This window comes from Flavobacterium suaedae, from assembly GCF_014642915.1.
GTDB lineage: Bacteria > Bacteroidota > Bacteroidia > Flavobacteriales > Flavobacteriaceae > Flavobacterium > Flavobacterium suaedae.
This window is the reverse complement of record NZ_BMJE01000006.1, coordinates 85,130-101,233: the sequence shown is the minus strand read 5'-3', so window position 1 is coordinate 101,233 and position 16,104 is coordinate 85,130. Positions and strand designations below refer to the sequence as shown.

12 protein-coding genes are annotated in these 16,104 nt (G+C 35.8%); 3 read left to right on the top strand and 9 right to left on the bottom strand.

What is annotated here, in order from left to right; translation table 11 throughout:
• Window positions 1-49: 49 nt before the first annotated feature.
• Window positions 50-856 (top strand): NAD(+) synthase, encoded by an 807-nt coding sequence (gene nadE, locus IEW45_RS11760; protein WP_188621450.1) that lies wholly within the window; start codon window positions 50-52, stop codon window positions 854-856.
• An 88-nt stretch (window positions 857-944) separates the two neighbouring features.
• A complete protein-coding gene (locus IEW45_RS11755; RefSeq protein ID WP_188621449.1) occupies window positions 945-1,574 on the top strand; it encodes a LuxR C-terminal-related transcriptional regulator in 630 nt (209 codons plus the stop codon).
• 57 nt (window positions 1,575-1,631) lie between these two features.
• On the opposite strand, the gene dnaG is transcribed toward IEW45_RS11755, so the two are convergent.
• The 7 genes from dnaG to IEW45_RS11720 form a co-directional block, all read right to left on the bottom strand.
• Window positions 1,632-3,614 carry a DNA primase gene (dnaG, locus tag IEW45_RS11750; RefSeq protein WP_188621448.1) on the bottom strand — a complete coding sequence of 661 codons (1,983 nt, stop codon included), beginning with the start codon at window positions 3,612-3,614 and terminating at the stop codon, window positions 1,632-1,634.
• A gap of 69 nt (window positions 3,615-3,683) precedes the next feature.
• Complete coding sequence (locus IEW45_RS11745; protein WP_188621447.1) at window positions 3,684-5,120, bottom strand: SDR family oxidoreductase; 1,437 nt, start codon at window positions 5,118-5,120, stop codon at window positions 3,684-3,686.
• A gap of 158 nt (window positions 5,121-5,278) precedes the next feature.
• Entirely contained in the window at window positions 5,279-6,319 is a 1,041-nt protein-coding gene (locus IEW45_RS11740; protein ID WP_188621446.1) for a hypothetical protein, read from the bottom strand.
• Between the two features lie 39 nt (window positions 6,320-6,358).
• Complete coding sequence (locus IEW45_RS11735) at window positions 6,359-7,192, bottom strand: hypothetical protein (RefSeq protein WP_188621445.1); 834 nt, start codon at window positions 7,190-7,192, stop codon at window positions 6,359-6,361.
• Window positions 7,173-7,733 (bottom strand): RNA polymerase sigma factor, encoded by a 561-nt coding sequence (locus IEW45_RS11730; protein ID WP_188621444.1) that lies wholly within the window; start codon window positions 7,731-7,733, stop codon window positions 7,173-7,175. Before IEW45_RS11730 ends, IEW45_RS11735 begins: the two co-directional genes overlap by 20 nt.
• 202 nt (window positions 7,734-7,935) lie before the next feature.
• Complete coding sequence (locus tag IEW45_RS11725; protein WP_188621443.1) at window positions 7,936-9,762, bottom strand: T9SS type A sorting domain-containing protein; 1,827 nt, start codon at window positions 9,760-9,762, stop codon at window positions 7,936-7,938.
• A gap of 237 nt (window positions 9,763-9,999) precedes the next feature.
• A complete protein-coding gene (locus tag IEW45_RS11720; protein ID WP_188621442.1) occupies window positions 10,000-10,977 on the bottom strand; it encodes a polyprenyl synthetase family protein in 978 nt (325 codons plus the stop codon).
• A gap of 127 nt (window positions 10,978-11,104) precedes the next feature.
• On the opposite strand from IEW45_RS11720, the gene IEW45_RS11715 reads away from it, so the two are divergent.
• Window positions 11,105-12,637: a S1C family serine protease gene (locus IEW45_RS11715; protein WP_188621441.1), complete on the top strand. Its 1,533-nt coding sequence runs from the start codon at window positions 11,105-11,107 to the stop codon at window positions 12,635-12,637.
• A gap of 99 nt (window positions 12,638-12,736) precedes the next feature.
• On the opposite strand, the gene rlmN is transcribed toward IEW45_RS11715, so the two are convergent.
• The gene (gene rlmN, locus IEW45_RS11710) at window positions 12,737-13,786 is read right to left on the bottom strand and encodes a dual-specificity RNA methyltransferase RlmN (RefSeq protein ID WP_188621440.1); all 1,050 of its coding nucleotides are present in this window, start codon (window positions 13,784-13,786) and stop codon (window positions 12,737-12,739) included.
• 45 nt (window positions 13,787-13,831) lie between these two features.
• A complete protein-coding gene (locus tag IEW45_RS11705; protein ID WP_188621439.1) occupies window positions 13,832-16,093 on the bottom strand; it encodes a T9SS type A sorting domain-containing protein in 2,262 nt (753 codons plus the stop codon).
• Window positions 16,094-16,104: the final 11 nt, after the last annotated feature.

Sequence of the window (16,104 nt, the reverse complement as noted above, 5' to 3'; positions counted from 1 at the left end):
AAATCTTGCAAAGATACATTAACCAAAACTATTTAAAAGCAAATTAATTATGAATACCAATAGCGGATTTAATGCCCAAGCTGTTAGCGAACATATTATAGCCTGGCTGAAGGACTATGCTACTAACGCAAGAATGAAGGGTTTTGTTGTAGGCATATCAGGCGGCATAGACTCCGCAGTCACCTCTACGCTTTGTGCTGAAACAGGTTTACCTACATTGTGTGTAGAAATGCCCATACATCAGGCAAAAAACCAAGTAGACAGAGCGCAGGAGCATATAAAAGCATTAAAAGGAAGATATAGTAACGTAAGTGAAGCGGTGGTTGATTTAACTCCTGTATTTACCACTTTTCAGGGGCAAGTACCTTCTTCTGATGATGATTTCATTAATAACCTTGCTTTAGCTAACACAAGAGCAAGACTACGCATGACTACTTTATATTATATGGCAGGATTAAACCATGCTCTGGTAGCCGGAACAGGCAATAAGGTAGAGGATTTTGGCGTAGGCTTTTATACTAAGTATGGTGATGGCGGCGTAGATTTAAGCCCTATAGCTGACTTAATGAAATCGGAAGTGCGAGAACTGGGCAGGTATCTTCAAGTTCCGCAGAGTATAATAGAAGCAAAACCTACTGATGGGCTATTTGGTGACGATCGTACTGATGAAGACCAACTTGGGGCTACTTATGAAGAACTGGAGTGGGCTATGACAGAGGATGAAAAAGGAAGTAAAATGGAAGACTTTACAGGTCGTGAAAAGGAAGTTTTTGCAATTTATAAAGGATTAAATACTGCCAACCAACACAAAATGAATCCCATTCCGGTTTGTAAAATTCCAAAAAATTTGAAATAAAATTCTTTCATTCACAATACTTTAAGATTTTATAGGAATTTAATCCTTAACTTTACTATTGGTGTTTAACTCGATAAAATTGCAAACTATGATTAAACTTTGCCTTGCAGATAATCACCCTGTAGTACATTATGGGATGAAATCGTATTTTAAGGAAAAACCGGAATTTAATTTTACCGGTGTTGTGGATGACTTTAACAGCTTGCTCGATGCAATGCACAAAAAAAGTATAGATGCTGCAATTATAGATTTAGAACTGGAAGGACTTAACAGTATAAGTTCCGTAAAATCGTTAGTGAAGGAATTTCCTGAAACAAAAATAATACTGTTTACTAACCTTTCGGAACAAATATATGCCCCTAATGCATTAAAAGCGGGTATAGCTGCCTATGTACATAAAGGGGCTAAAATGGAAGAACTTGAAAGCGCTGTAAAACGTGCTATGGATGGCGAAATAGTATACAGCGATGCTGTAAAGAAGAACCTTGCTTTACTTAACAAGGGCAAAAAGTCTGAACGATTGTACCGTAAACTATCGTCTCGCGAGATAGAAGTGTTACGTTACTTAAGTGAAGGTAAAAAGAACAAAGAAATTGCTAAGTTACTTGACCTGAATGAGAAAACAATTAGTACTTATAAATTAAGACTACTTACAAAACTGCACGTTACAAATTTGGTAGACCTGGTTAATAAAGCAAAAACACTGGAAATAGTATAGTAAAAAATTACGTTGTTACCTTATATATAAGCATAGAAAGCTCCATCCCATTAAAGGTTAGTAAAATTTACTCCTAATCCTGCTTATTTTTCTGGAAAGGTAATTAATCAGCATGTTATAATCCCTAACCGAAAGCAACAGTTCTGTATTATCTGCTTCAGGAGAAACCTGTTGCTTCAAGTCCTCTACCAATTTACCTAACAAAAGCCAACGAAGGTCTATAATATGTTCTGTTGTGTAGTTAGCAACCGACATTTTTTTTTCCTTTACCGGTATTTGCTTTTTTTCTTCCCACTCGTGCAGGCTATATTTTTCGTCCTGCATGTAAATATCAGCAGCTATTTGCTGCAATTCTTGCGGAAGTTCATTAAGAAAAGTATTTACCTCCAATGTTTGGTGTTGCAGGTAATGGTTAATTATAAGGTTATACAATTGTTGAAATACAGGGTTAGTAAACTCTATTTCATCTTCTTGCAGGTTAAGGTAAATGCGCTCGTATACTTTATATGATTTGGTTTCGGTTTCTTCGTATTCCTTACCAAACTCATCATACTTTATATATACGTCATTAAACTCTTCTTCTGCATTGCCATACAGTAATAGTATTTCTATAATTTTTCGCTCCAGTGCATCTTTTATATTGATGCGTTCTCGAGGTTGTTGTACTTCATCTTTAACAGGCTGCATAGCTTGTTTTTGTTGTTCCTGCTTTTGCTTTTTGCCTGCTTCGGTAACATCTTTCTGCATCAATTGTGCCAATGTACTGGATAAAACCTGTTCGGATATATCCATTATTTTAGCACTTTCCTGTATGTATATTTCCCGCTGTATTCTGTCAGGTATTTTGGCTATACTGGTAACCATATCCCGTATAAGTCCTGCTTTTTTCACAGGGTCGTTTTTAGCTTCATCTACTAATAATGACGCTTTAAACTGTATAAAATCTTTAGCATTTGTAGCTAAATAGTTTACCAACTCATCATGCGTGTTCTTTTTAGCGAAGCTATCAGGGTCTTCTCCTTCAGGGAAAGTACAAACCTTTACGTTCATTCCCTGCTCCAGTATCAGGTCTATACCACGTATGGATGCACGTAAACCTGCCGCATCACCATCAAAAAGTACCGTTATATTTTTTGTAAGTCGGTTTATTAATCGAATTTGCTCCGGCGTTAATGCAGTACCCGAAGATGCCACTACACTCTCTATACCTGCTTGATGGAACTGTATTACATCGGTATACCCTTCTACTAAATAACAATTATCTTCTTTTGCTATTGCCTGCTTAGCATGGTATATACCATACAGCACTTTACTTTTATGGTAAATATCACTCTCAGGAGAGTTTAGGTATTTCGCTGCTTTTTTAGAACTATCCAGTATACGACCACCAAAACCCAGTACCCTACCGGACATACTTTGTATTGGGAACATTACTCTACCCCTGAAACGGTCTATTAAACTCCCGTTTTCTTTTACTATAGTGAAGCCTGTTTTTTCAAGAAATTCCTGCTTATAGCCTTTACCTAAAGCATCTTTTGAAAAAGCATCCCATGCTTGTGGTGAATAACCCAAACCAAACTTTTTAATAGTATCGGTAGTAAAACCTCTTTCTTTAAAATAGGAAAAACCTATAGCCTGACCTTCATCAGTATTCATCATAGTATTGCTAAAGTATTTTTGAGCATACTCTGCAACCAGATACATACTTTCTTTCTCGTCTGCTTTTTCCTTTTCTTCGTTAGTCTGCTCGGTTTCCTCTATTTCAATATTATATTTTTTAGCGAGGTAGCGTATTGCTTCAGGATAGGTAAAATGTTCGTGCTCCATTAAAAAAGCTACTGAATTACCTCCCTTACCCGAACTAAAATCTTTCCATATTTGTTTTACAGGGGAAACCATGAAAGACGGGGTTCTTTCATCACTAAAAGGACTGAGCCCTTTTAAGTTACTACCTGACCTTTTTAACTGCACAAAGTCACCTATTACCTCCTCTACCCGAGCGGTTTCAAATACGGCGTCTATAGTACTTTTAGCTATCAAAATACAGGGAGTTTTAAACTGAATAAGGTTAGCAAAGATAAACAGTTTAACGAAAAGTAAAACGCTATTCTACTGTGAATTCTTTTTGTTATTCCCTGCTAAGTTATCAATCAAGCCATTAAACACAAAATAATGAAATGGTAATACCGAATACCAGTACAACCTGCCTGCTAATCCTTTCGGACGAAATACTGCGCGTTGGCATAACTTACCGTTACCTACTTTAAACTCCAGCCATGCTTCTCCCGGTAGTTTCATTTCGGCATATAACAGCAATCGCTTTTCTTCTTTATCAGCCAGTAGTACACGCCAAAAGTCTAAAGCATCTCCTGCCTGTAGCTTTGTAACATGAGTTCTGCCCCTGCGTAAGCCTGTGCCACCAAATATCTTATCCAGAAAACCTCTGGTTTTCCATAAAAAGTTACCGTAATACCAGCCTGTTTCTCCACCTAATGCCCATATACGATTTAATACAGCTTCTTCATCAGTTATTTCCCGCTCTTTTCTGTCTTCTAAGCAGCCATATTCAGGCACATTAATATAGTCGGATAATTTACCTCTAAAATGGCTGCTTACTGTTGAGTCTTTCCAACTGGAAATAATACTATCATCTTCTATTTTTGTAAAGGCTTTTTTTACGGCTTCTTTATAACTTATTGGCTGCACTCCTAAAAGTTCACCTAAATTATTTTTACGGGCTATAATTTCAATCTTCATACTATCTACTAACGAAACTGCCAGTTTATAGGACGTAGATGTTACAAAATACAACCAGTAGGATGACAATCGTGGCGTCATTACAGGGAGTGTAAAAATAAAACGCTTCAAACCTCGAACCTCAGCAAAAATTAAAAGCATTTGCTTATAGGTTAATACATCAGGTCCGTAAATATCATAGTTTTTATTATAGAGTTCTTCCTTTCCTGCTGCTTTAGACAAGTATGCCAAAACATCGCGTATGGCTATAGGTTGCGTTTTGGTATTAAGCCATCTTGGCGTTACCATTACAGGGAGTTTCTCTACTAAGTCACGAATTATCTCAAATGATGCGCTTCCGCTGCCTACTATAATACCTGCTCTTAATGTAGTTAAGGCATAGTTACCTTGCGCCAGGCTATCTTCTACCTGTTTACGGGAGTTTAAGTGTTTGGACAGCGCATCCTGATTTACAATACCGCTTAAATATATAGTTTGCTGTATTGCAGTATCTTTTACATACTTTTTAAAGTTTTCAGCACAGGTAATTTCCAATTCCTGAAAATCATCTGATGATGACATTGAGTGCATAAGGTAATAGGCAACATCAATATCCTGAGGTATTTTTATTTCCTCGTTATATTCTAAAAAGTCAACTTCTACAAAACTTATAGCAGGGTTATTTTGAAATTGCTCAGGAATACGGTTAAGGTCACGCACACAACACACAAGTTCATAATTTAAGTCCAGCAGGAACGGTATGAGTCGTTTGCCTATATAACCTGTAGTGCCTGTAACTAATATTTTCATTCCTTAACAGTATTTTACTTAAATATACGTATAAATGAATAATTTGTTAACTGAACAAGTGTTATAGTTATTAGAAAAAGTAAAACCTCTATAAACAAAAAGCGCCCTTTACAGGAGCGCTTTTCTTACTTAAATACAAAACTAACCCAAATTTGTAATTAATTAAAATCGAATCGCACCCCCATAGAGAGGTTATTATGGTCTACATCATTATCTGAGAATAACGGCTGAAGGTCATACTTAGCATAAAGGCTTACCTGACCGTAACCTACATAGGCACTAACGCCATACACAAAGTCACTTACATTAAAGTCTCCTTTTTCTTTATGCTTTACCTTATGCCCGTTTTCATTATACTTCAATATTTGTTTTTCTTTTACGTTTACCCCAACGTAACCCCCAAAACCTATACGAAAACTTTCGTGTGTAGGATAGTATACTTTATCCTCAGTGGCTCTCTTTTTAGTAAAATCAAGCTCTAAATGTACCGGCATTACAAGGTTTACATATCGTAATCGAGATACGTCAAGGTCTTTATCTGACTCTACTAAAAAGGTTTTGCCATCTTCTGCAGTAAACATTTTATTATTATCAGGACGTAGGTTATTGTACTGTAATGATGCTCCGTACTTTAAATGCAATAAGTTATTATTCTGCAATAAACGTGTGTTCCATGATATTCCCCACTCATAAAATTCAGAACGCCCTTTAAATTCATCATCATCTATTTCACCATCAGCTACTATTCTGTTAGCTCCTATGGCAAATACAAACTGCGATGTTGTTCTTTTATATTCATACGGTTTAGAACTACAACCTGTTTTTGTAGTATCTACTTTTTTATTCCTTATATTGATTTCTATATATTTCCTGTCGCCTTCGGGTATTTTACCGTCTACTTTATCTTTTACCAGTTGAGTTAATTTTTCCTCTTCAACTGCTATTCTGCTTTCTATATTAGATGCTCTTTTTTCGGCATACTCCTGTTTTAAGCGTTTAGCTTCTTCACTTGATATATCCCCATCTTCCAGTCTTGCATTTACGCTATCAACTTCCATTTTAAGGGAATCTTTTTCCTGTTTGGTAATTTCTTCAATATTGTTAGAAATTTTCTCTGCTCTTTCTCTAAATGTTTGTGCATTAAGCTGACTTACAAATAAGCATAGCGATGCCACTACATAAAAAATAACTGTTCTCATGTTCTTGGTATTTTAGTGTAAATTTTTGTTTTTGATTGATTATTGATAATTTCTGTTGGCCACAGATGTTTTTATAACGTTATATTGTTTTACGGCTGATTGTAAAACTTTTGATCTGAATGATTGATCTAGCTCTTCTTCAACTGAGGAAAGTAGTTGCTTGGAATCTATTTTTGTTTTTCCCTGATTAATTGTGTATTCTATTTGTTGCTTTTTATTTTCTTCTACCTCTACAGAAGCTAAAAGTTTATTAGCATCTACAGTAATACCATTTGTTTTTATTTTTGTTTCGCCTACAGTAATATCATCATTTCCCCTTTTGTTTAAAGGTGATTCATTTACTGTAGCCAACAACTTATCGTTTTGAGTTATATTTTCAATACTATTACTAGTAATCTTATTTACCGGGTGCTGTGCTCCCTTTGAAGACTGGGTACTAGTAGCATTTGACTCTTTAGTAGTAACCGCTGTAACAGCCTGTTTTTGCACAGGAATACTACTTTCATTTATTATCTCGTTTCCAGTAGTATTGTTTGTAGTAACATTACTAACATTATTTCCCTCTGTTGGAGTAGCATTGTTTTGTTGATTATTTACAACTGCATTTTCATCTATAGTAATAGTAGGGTTATTTACTTCCGGCTGCATGTTTAGTAAAAGTACACCTACCAGCAAAAAGGCTACAAAACTGGCTGCTATATATAACCATAGTCTTTGTGGCTTTTTCTTTTCATCCGTATCAGGTATACTTTCATTTTCAGCAACAGAAAGCATTGCATCCAGCCTATCCCAAGCTGCACTACTGGGCTGAATGGTTCTTTCCTCAAGTTTGCTTTTAAATTCCTGTTCCAGTTTATTCTGTTCCGTTTTCATAATTTTTTAATTCGTTTATCTGCTTTTGCAGCATTCTTCTTGCGTGAGAGAGTTGCGATTTAGATGTTCCCTCACTTATCCCCAACATTTTCGCTATCTCCTGATGTTTAAATCCTTCTATTGCATATAAGTTAAACACCATTTTATATCCGTCCGGCAAACCATCTATTAACGTTTGTATGTCATCTACAGAAAAATGACTCTCTATATTATTAAAAGTGTCTTCTACATAAAACTCATCTTCCAGAAAGCCTACCTTTTTTTGTACCCGTAGATAAGAAATACATTCATTTACCATTATACGTCTTATCCACCCTTCAAAGCTACCTTTATGTTCAAATTTTTTAAGGTTAGTAAACACCTTCATAAAAGCAGTAATCATTATATCTTCTGCCTGCTGTATATCTTTTATATACTGCCTGCAAACCCCCAGCATTTTCGGCGAGTGTTTAGAATATATTTTTTGCTGGGCATGCCTGTTGTTTTCGGCTGCCTGCCTAATTATATTCTGTTCTTCCTCATGTAAGGTTATAACTTTCAAAATCTTTTTTTTTCTTTAGTTGATGCAAAGCCAATTTCGCATTTTTAAAACTGACTTCTATTATCATAGACGAACCTAAATTAAAAATAGTTGCATGATTAATAAAAAATATTTCAAAACATAGTAGCGTGGCTACAAATAACTGAATAAAAAAAGCTGCCTTTACTAAAGACAGCCTTTAACAACATTATGATTATAACTATTAATTTTTAATGAATTTATGCGAAGTTTCTTTTCCTTCTATTACAGCTTTTATTACATATACACCTTTTTGAAGACCTGATACATTTATTGTAGCAGTAGCTGAATTAGGCGAAATATGCTTTACTTCCTGACCTAAAAGGTTATATACTGCAACACTTTCTATAATAGTAAAACCCTGAAGGTTAATTACATCAGTAGCAGGGTTAGGATATATTGTAAACACTTCAGATTCAAAAACTTCATTACCTGCTGTTGTAGTTTTATGGAAATATACATTATCAATGTATACTGTAGAAGCACCATCACTTGAGAATATAAGCTGTGATATATGATCTCTATTTACCAAGCCTGTAAAATCTGATAACGGGATGCTGTAGCTTATCCATTCATTTTGAACAGGGGCATCATATGTTATTTCATGTTCCGTATCATCACCTCCGCCAAAGGCAGCATCAGCACCAAAATCAACTAGTTTAATTCTTAACTGCGTAAAGTTTGCCGACCAAACATCTACATTAAAGAACTCCATTTCTGTGGCATCAATAGGTTCAGCTATAGTTTCTATACCCACATAATCTAATGTAGAATATTTTTTTGTAGGATTACCTTGTATTTCAACATCTTCCAGCACGGCAACAGACCAATTAGTTTGCCATGTATCAACAGTTACATCAGTGTACACACCGCTAAACATAGAAATAACTTGCTCTTCTGGTATTGTTGGGTCTGGTGCAGCAACCATTGGTCCTTCTATTACCACCACACTTTCATCACTAAAATAAACGTTATCTATATATACTGTAGATGTACCGTTACTGGAAATGATTAATTGTGCTATATGGTCTTTGTTTACCAAGTTTACAAAGTCTGACATTGGAATATTATAGGTTAACCACTCGCCTTGTGCCGGAGCTGCATACGTTATTTCATGTTCGGTATCATCTCCGCCACCAAAAGCAGCATCAGCACCAAAATCAACCAGTTTAACTCTTAGTTCAGTAAAATCTGCAGACCATGCATTAAAGTTAAAGTGTGTCATTTCAGTAATATCAAGCTGCTGTGCTACTGTTTCTATACCTGCATAATTAAGATTGGTATATTTTTTAGTTGCATTACCTTGTATCTCAATTTCAGCCAGCACCGCTACAGACCATGGTGTTAACCATGTATCTACCGCCACATCAGTATATACCCCGCTAAACATAGAGATAACCTGTTCTTCGGGTATAGTAGGGTCCGGTGCGGCAACCATTGGCACATCATCCATAACTTCAGCAGTACCAAAGGTTATATTATCAAAGTAGCTTATCGTTCCGTATGTTCTTGGGTTAGGCGAGAAATCAGGAAAAACAACAACTTGGTCAAACGGCTCTGTAAAGGCGCCTATTTGAGAAGAAAAATCAAAAGTTAATTCTTCCCACTCGTTAATAACAGTATTAGGTATTTTTAATTCCGGTAATGCTGCCCCTGTAGGTGTTACCAGTTTAAGCCCTACATCACTAATAACCGATTTATACACCATAATTTTTATGGTAGCATTTTCAGCATCCAATACAAAATCTGCCATGCCTACATCATGCGATGTTTCACATCCTGCCCAAGGCATACCTGTTTCAAGAGTTGTATATTTTGCAACTGTTGCAGAGGTATTTATTCCTGATTGGGAAGGGTTGGCTACAAACTCTAAAGGAGGGTTAGTATCATTCTCAAAAACATTCCAGGTATAATCCAATCCGTTACCACCTGTTTCAAAATTAATGTTCTCTTGTGCTTGGGTAATTGCTATAGCACCCAGCAAAAACAGTCCAGCGTAAATTTTTTTCATTTATTGTAAGTTTAATGGTTTAAGTTTTGTAAACTACAACAAATAACACGTCAGGATTAAAAATTGATAATATAAAGACTATACAATTGTGAAATATTTATTTTTTTAGCTTATAAAAAACAAACATCCTAATAAAATCAAGTATCTGCAGAAAAACAATAGCACTATAAAATATACAACCTACAACGTTGTTGTTGTGGTAATGTATAGTTGTTTTGTACTAAATGTGAGGTAATATTATATTTTTCTTTCAATTACATAGTTTACCATAAGGGTAAGTGCGTCTTTATAAGGAGAAGATGGGTATTCATTTAGTATCATTAAAGCTTCTTCGCGAAACGCTGCCATACGTTTTTCAGCATACGATAAGCCTCCGCTTTCTTTTACAAAAGCAATAACTTCCTTTACACGTTTTTTGTCCTTATTATGGTTTTTTACAGAATTGATAAGCCACTTTCTTTTTTCTTTAGAGCAGTTATTAAGTGTATAAATAAGCGGTAATGTCATCTTCTGTTCCTTAATATCAATTCCGGTAGGTTTACCTATAGGACCGTCATTATAATCAAAAAGGTCATCTTTTATCTGGAAAGCCATACCTATAAGTTCGCCAAACTTGCGCATTTTCTCAACATCATTACTTTCAGGTGCTACAGAGCAGGCACCTAAGGAACAACAAGCAGCTATAAGCGTTGCGGTTTTTTGTCTGATAATTTCGTAATACACATCTTCTGTTATATCCAGCCTGCGTGCTTTTTCTATTTGCAAAAGTTCTCCTTCGCTCATTTCACGTACTGCAACGGATATAATCTTCAATAAATCGAAATCACCATTATCAATAGAAAGTAAAAGTCCTTTTGAAAGCAAATAATCGCCTACCAGTACTGCTATTTTATTTTTCCATAACGCATTTATAGAGAAAAAACCGCGCCTGCGATTACTGTCATCAACCACATCATCATGAACAAGGGTGGCTGTATGTATTAACTCTATTACCGATGCCCCTCTGTAAGTACGTTCATTAACATTGCCATCACTCACCATTTTAGCGGTAAGAAACACAAACATAGGGCGCATTTGTTTCCCTTTACGGTTAACTATATAATATGTTATACGGTTTAACAACGCTACTTTAGAGGACATTGATTCGTGAAACTTTTTCTCAAAAAGTTCCATTTCACGAACTATGGGCTGCTTTATTTGCTCAACAATTTTCATTTCGCCCAAAGATACTACAATTCAAAAATTATACTTTTTAAAAAAGTTAAAAACTATAAATATTTTTATTTGAAAAGTTAGTTAAATATTTATCTTTACCGTTAACAAATTTTTAACTAAACTAATTATGAAAAAATTTTTACAGAGGGCTTTAATTGTAATGGTAGCTCCTCTTATGTTTACCAGTTGTGCTTCTATACTAAACGGTAAGTATCAAAAAGTTACGGTTAAAACCGCATCTTCAGATTCTAAGGTTTATGTAAACGATGAACTACAGGGTACCGGTAAAACTGTTGTAGCAAAAATGAGAAGAGATGCTAGCGTAAAACAGATAAAAGTAGAGCGCGAAGGTTACAAAACGGACTACAAAGTTCATTTTCAAGATCGTAAATCGCCTCTTTACATCATGTCCTGGGTACCTTTCGGTGTACTTTTCTACCCTCCTTTTATGGATCATGGTCCAAAAGCGTATAACTATCCTAAAGAAATAAGTGTTGGGAAGAAAATGCCTGAAATACATACCAGAGCTGAAAATGAAAAATATGTTTACTTAAAGAATACTGCTTTTGATGTAAAGAAAGAAGATATTAAGTATACTGTAATAAAGCACAAAAACTTTAAGAAAAAGAAAGATAAGTATAAAGACCAAGGTAATGCAAAAGAAGACTTGAAGTTTGACAACTCTATTTTTAGTGATGCTGTATCTGAAATATTAAAGAACAACAATTATATAGATACTACAAATACTATTTTTAGAAGTAATACAAACTCTTTATACCTGTCAGCTAAAGTCTCTAAAGTTAAGTTTGAAAACGTATATGCTTTTGAAGCTAAATCATACATGAGATACCTTATTACTAAACTGGATATAGAGTGGGAAATATTTGACCTTTATAACCAGTCTAAATATAAGCATACTTATAAAGCGGAATCAGGAGAGTTTGCACTTAGAAACAACAACAGAGAGGAAGCCTTTAAAAACAGTCTTGAAGATGCAATATCATCTTCATTCTTCGAATTTATGGACTCTAAAACAGTGAAAGAGCTTATAGAGCAAAGTAAAGAGAAAGAAATTAAGCTTGATAACCTCCAAATTTCTAAGCCCCAGCCGGTAACCAGCCTAAGTGAAGCTATGGAGGCTACTGTTACTATAAAAGTAAAAGAAGGACACGGTAGTGGTTGCTTTATTACTAATAACGGCTATATTGTAACAAACTTCCACGTAGTATCAGCAAGTGATGATATTACTGTAGTTACTAAAGACGGTAAGGAATATCCTGCAACTATTGTACGCAAAAATGAATTTTCTGATTTAGCATTAATCAAGATAGACATTCAGAATGAATTTGCATTTACATTACCAAGCGAAAAGAATTACGAAATAGGAGAAGATATTTTTGCTATTGGTACTCCAAAATCTATAGAACTTGGGCAATCATTAAGTAAAGGTATTATATCTGGTTTCAGAACATACGAAAACAGACAAATAATACAAACTGATGCCAGCGTAAACGGTGGTAACAGTGGAGGAGCTCTCGTAAATAAAGAAGGTTCTTTTATTGGTGTTGTTAACGCAAAAGTATTTGGTGTAGGTGTAGAAGGTCTTGGTTTCTCAATTCCTGCTGAAACTATTTTTACAGACCTTGGTATTAAATACTAAGCATATAAAACATATATAATAAAAAAAGCGGCATTTAGCCGCTTTTTTTATTATATATAAACTCTCCAAAGAACCAAAGAGTGTAAATGTAAAATCAAGTTATACCGCTTCATTTTTATTTGCAAGCTGTCCGCAGGCTGCATCAATATCTTTACCCCTGCTACGGCGCACCACTACTACAATACCGTTTTGTTCTAATGCTTTTATATAGTTATCAATAGCCTCCGGGTTTGCCTGCTGAAACTCCCCGTCATCAATCGGGTTATATTCAATCAGGTTTACTTTACTCGGCACATATTTACAGAATTTAACCAAAGCATCAATATCTTCCTTACGGTCATTTATTCCTTTCCACACTACATATTCATACGTAATACGGCTTTTAGTTTTACTGTACCAGTATTCTAATGACTCTCTTAAATCTTTTAAAGGAAACTTAGCACTAAAAGGCATAATACCCGAACGAACCTCATCAATAGCAGAGTGTAATGAAACAGCAAGTTTAAATTTAACTTCATCATCCGCCAGCTTTTTAATCATTTTAGGCACTCCTGATGTTGATACTGTAATACGCTTAGGCGACATCCCTAACCCCTCAGGAGAGGTTATCTTGTCGATAGCTTTCAATACATTATTGTAGTTCATAAGCGGTTCACCCATACCCATAAACACAATGTTTGACAGTGGTCTGTCATAATACAAACGGCTTTCGTTATCTATTGCCACAACCTGATCGTAAATCTCATCAGGATTCAGGTTTCGCATACGTTTTAAACGTGCAGTTGCACAAAAGTTACAATCTAAACTACACCCTACCTGACTGGACACACAAGCGGTAGTACGGGTTTCGGTAGGTATTAGCACAGACTCTACAACCAAATCATCGTGCAGGCGTACAGCATTTTTCACCGTACCGTCAGCACTGCGCTGCATTTGGTCTACCTTTATATGATTAATTACAAAATGCTCTTCCAGCAAATTACGGGTAACCTTAGCTATATTAGTCATATCTTCAAAAGAGTGTGCCCCTTTGTTCCACAACCATTCATACACCTGGTTACCCCTAAATGCTTTATCGCCTTGGGCTACAAAAAAATCACGTAATTGTTCTTTTGTTAAAGCCCTGATATCTTTCTTCTCCGTTTGCATTCGGCAAAGGTAGTAACTATTTATAAATTAACACGCTAACTGCTATTACTCCTTAACCAGTTTAATATTAGCTGTTTTACCTGAATTATCAGTTACCTGTAATATATAAACTCCGTTAGCAGCCGTTGATATATCTAATTGTGATTGACCTGATGCAAGTTTACCTGCTGTTACTACCTGCCCAAGCATATTGTACATTTGGTAGTTTAAAGCACCTGCTGTATTTACTGATACATTAAATACTCCTTTTGAAGGGTTAGGGTATACTGTAAGGATATCACTAAATTTCTGACCTGTTACAGCCATAGATGGGTCTAAATAGAAGGTTATTGATTGAGATGTTTCAAATTCCCCTCCCGAAATAATAACGTCGCCTTCTATTGTAGTTAAAGAATAGTTACCGTTACCCCAGGCACAGCAAATACCATCATTAGCATCATCAAATATTGTAAATGTATAGCATCCGGCAGTAAGGTCGAAAGTTTCGTTATATTGCTGATTGTTGCCATAGTTATCTCCTGAATATAATACAGAGCCTCCTACTTCCTGCAGTTCCCAAGAAGTTTCACTTCCATATCCATCAGTAAGTAATGTAAAGTTAACATCTCCCACAGGGAAAGCATTTATTGTAAAATCTGCTGCTGCTGTATTGTTCTCTTCAAACTCATCAGTATTACCATTAGGCTGGCTCACTGTTACTGTAAAAGTATTATTCCCGGCATTTCCTGTTAACTGTGGCAGGTTAACAACCTCACTTTGCCCTGAATTTAAGAAACCTCCCCAGTTATATACTACAGGCGTATTACTATCTAATTGATATGTTATAGCAAGAGTATTTAACTGTGCTGTACCATTATTGGTTATTTTAATTGCAGGAACTATATTTTTACCACACTCATCCTGATTTAAATTAACAACTTCTACAGAGGCATCATATTGGTATATTGCTGTAGGCGGATAATAGTCAACTGTAAACGCACCCGAGTTTATAGGATCTAACCAATCTCTTAACCTTTGTGAAGATGATGTACCCTGCGCCCATGAAATTCCAAGTCTTCCATATTCATCATACTGTCCGTTATCAGTAGTTCCGTTACAAGCTGCCAAACCTCCGTATAGCTGCCCTATAATTCTACCTTCATTATCAAATAAAGGTGAACCTGATGAGCCTCCTTCGGTTACCCCTACATCCCAATCATTAACTCTCCACATATATTCTCCACCCGAATTGGTTTTTGTAGGCGAATTAAAATCTCGGCAAGCTTTCATTATGTCTCCTGATGGATGGTGTATACCAAAAGTTGATGGTGGTGTTATATCGCTCCTGTCCCATCCTGCCCATATTAAATCCCAGCTACTTGGCAGGTTGGCTGTAATTTCAACAAGGCAAAAATCAGTCGCTGCACGTCTTGCTCTAAGTACCGCGCCACTTACTGTTTGATTAAAATCATTATTACTCTGGCTATTTGCAGTTGCTGCACAAACAGGGTTAGGGCTTATCCAGTTAAAACGGAATGCCCATTGGCTTGGATTACTGTAACAGTGATTGGCTGTTAAAAAGTATGGTGTACCGTCGTTACTTGTGTTATTTATAAGAGCTCCTGTACAAAAACTTGCCCCACCGGAGATTATAAGAGCTACTGATTTTTTATTGATTTCTTTAAGCGGCTCGATACCATCCATGTAGCAATCTACATCATAATTACAGTAACCAGAATCATTAAGCGCTTTAGTTGATTTCGCAAAACTCTCCGAAGTTCTGTAACCATGCACCAGCTTGAAAATTTCCAGTTTACCTTGTCCTGCTACCTCAGCAGGCTCGTAGTATTCTAACCAAATATCTTCTCCTTTTACTAACCATGTACCCAAAACTCTTTCTTCATTATTTTGTTTTGAGTCATAAGCTCCTAAAAGGTCTGTACGGTCATTATTATAAAGATAAAGGTTAGCCCCTTTTGGCATATAAAAATCACTAAAAAGGAAATTCATTGTTTTTGCACCTTCCGAGTGAAATCGTATTCTCCAAACTCTGCTACCGTCAGGTAAAGTTTGCCAGCTACCGCTGTTGTTAAGACTGTAGTCTACCATAAACTCATAACCGTAACGCCATGGTATATCTTTTCTTCCTTCGTTAGCCTTATCTTCCGCTTGTATTGCTTTAAGATCAAACGAAGGCATTTCTACAGGACGCACCTGCTCAAATTGAACATTCTTAAGTTCCCAGCTTTTAGGTTTCCCTTGGTTAGTTACCTGGGCTTGCATTGTTACTGCAAAAAGCAGTAGAAATATTGTAATAATTCTTCCCATTATAAAATTCT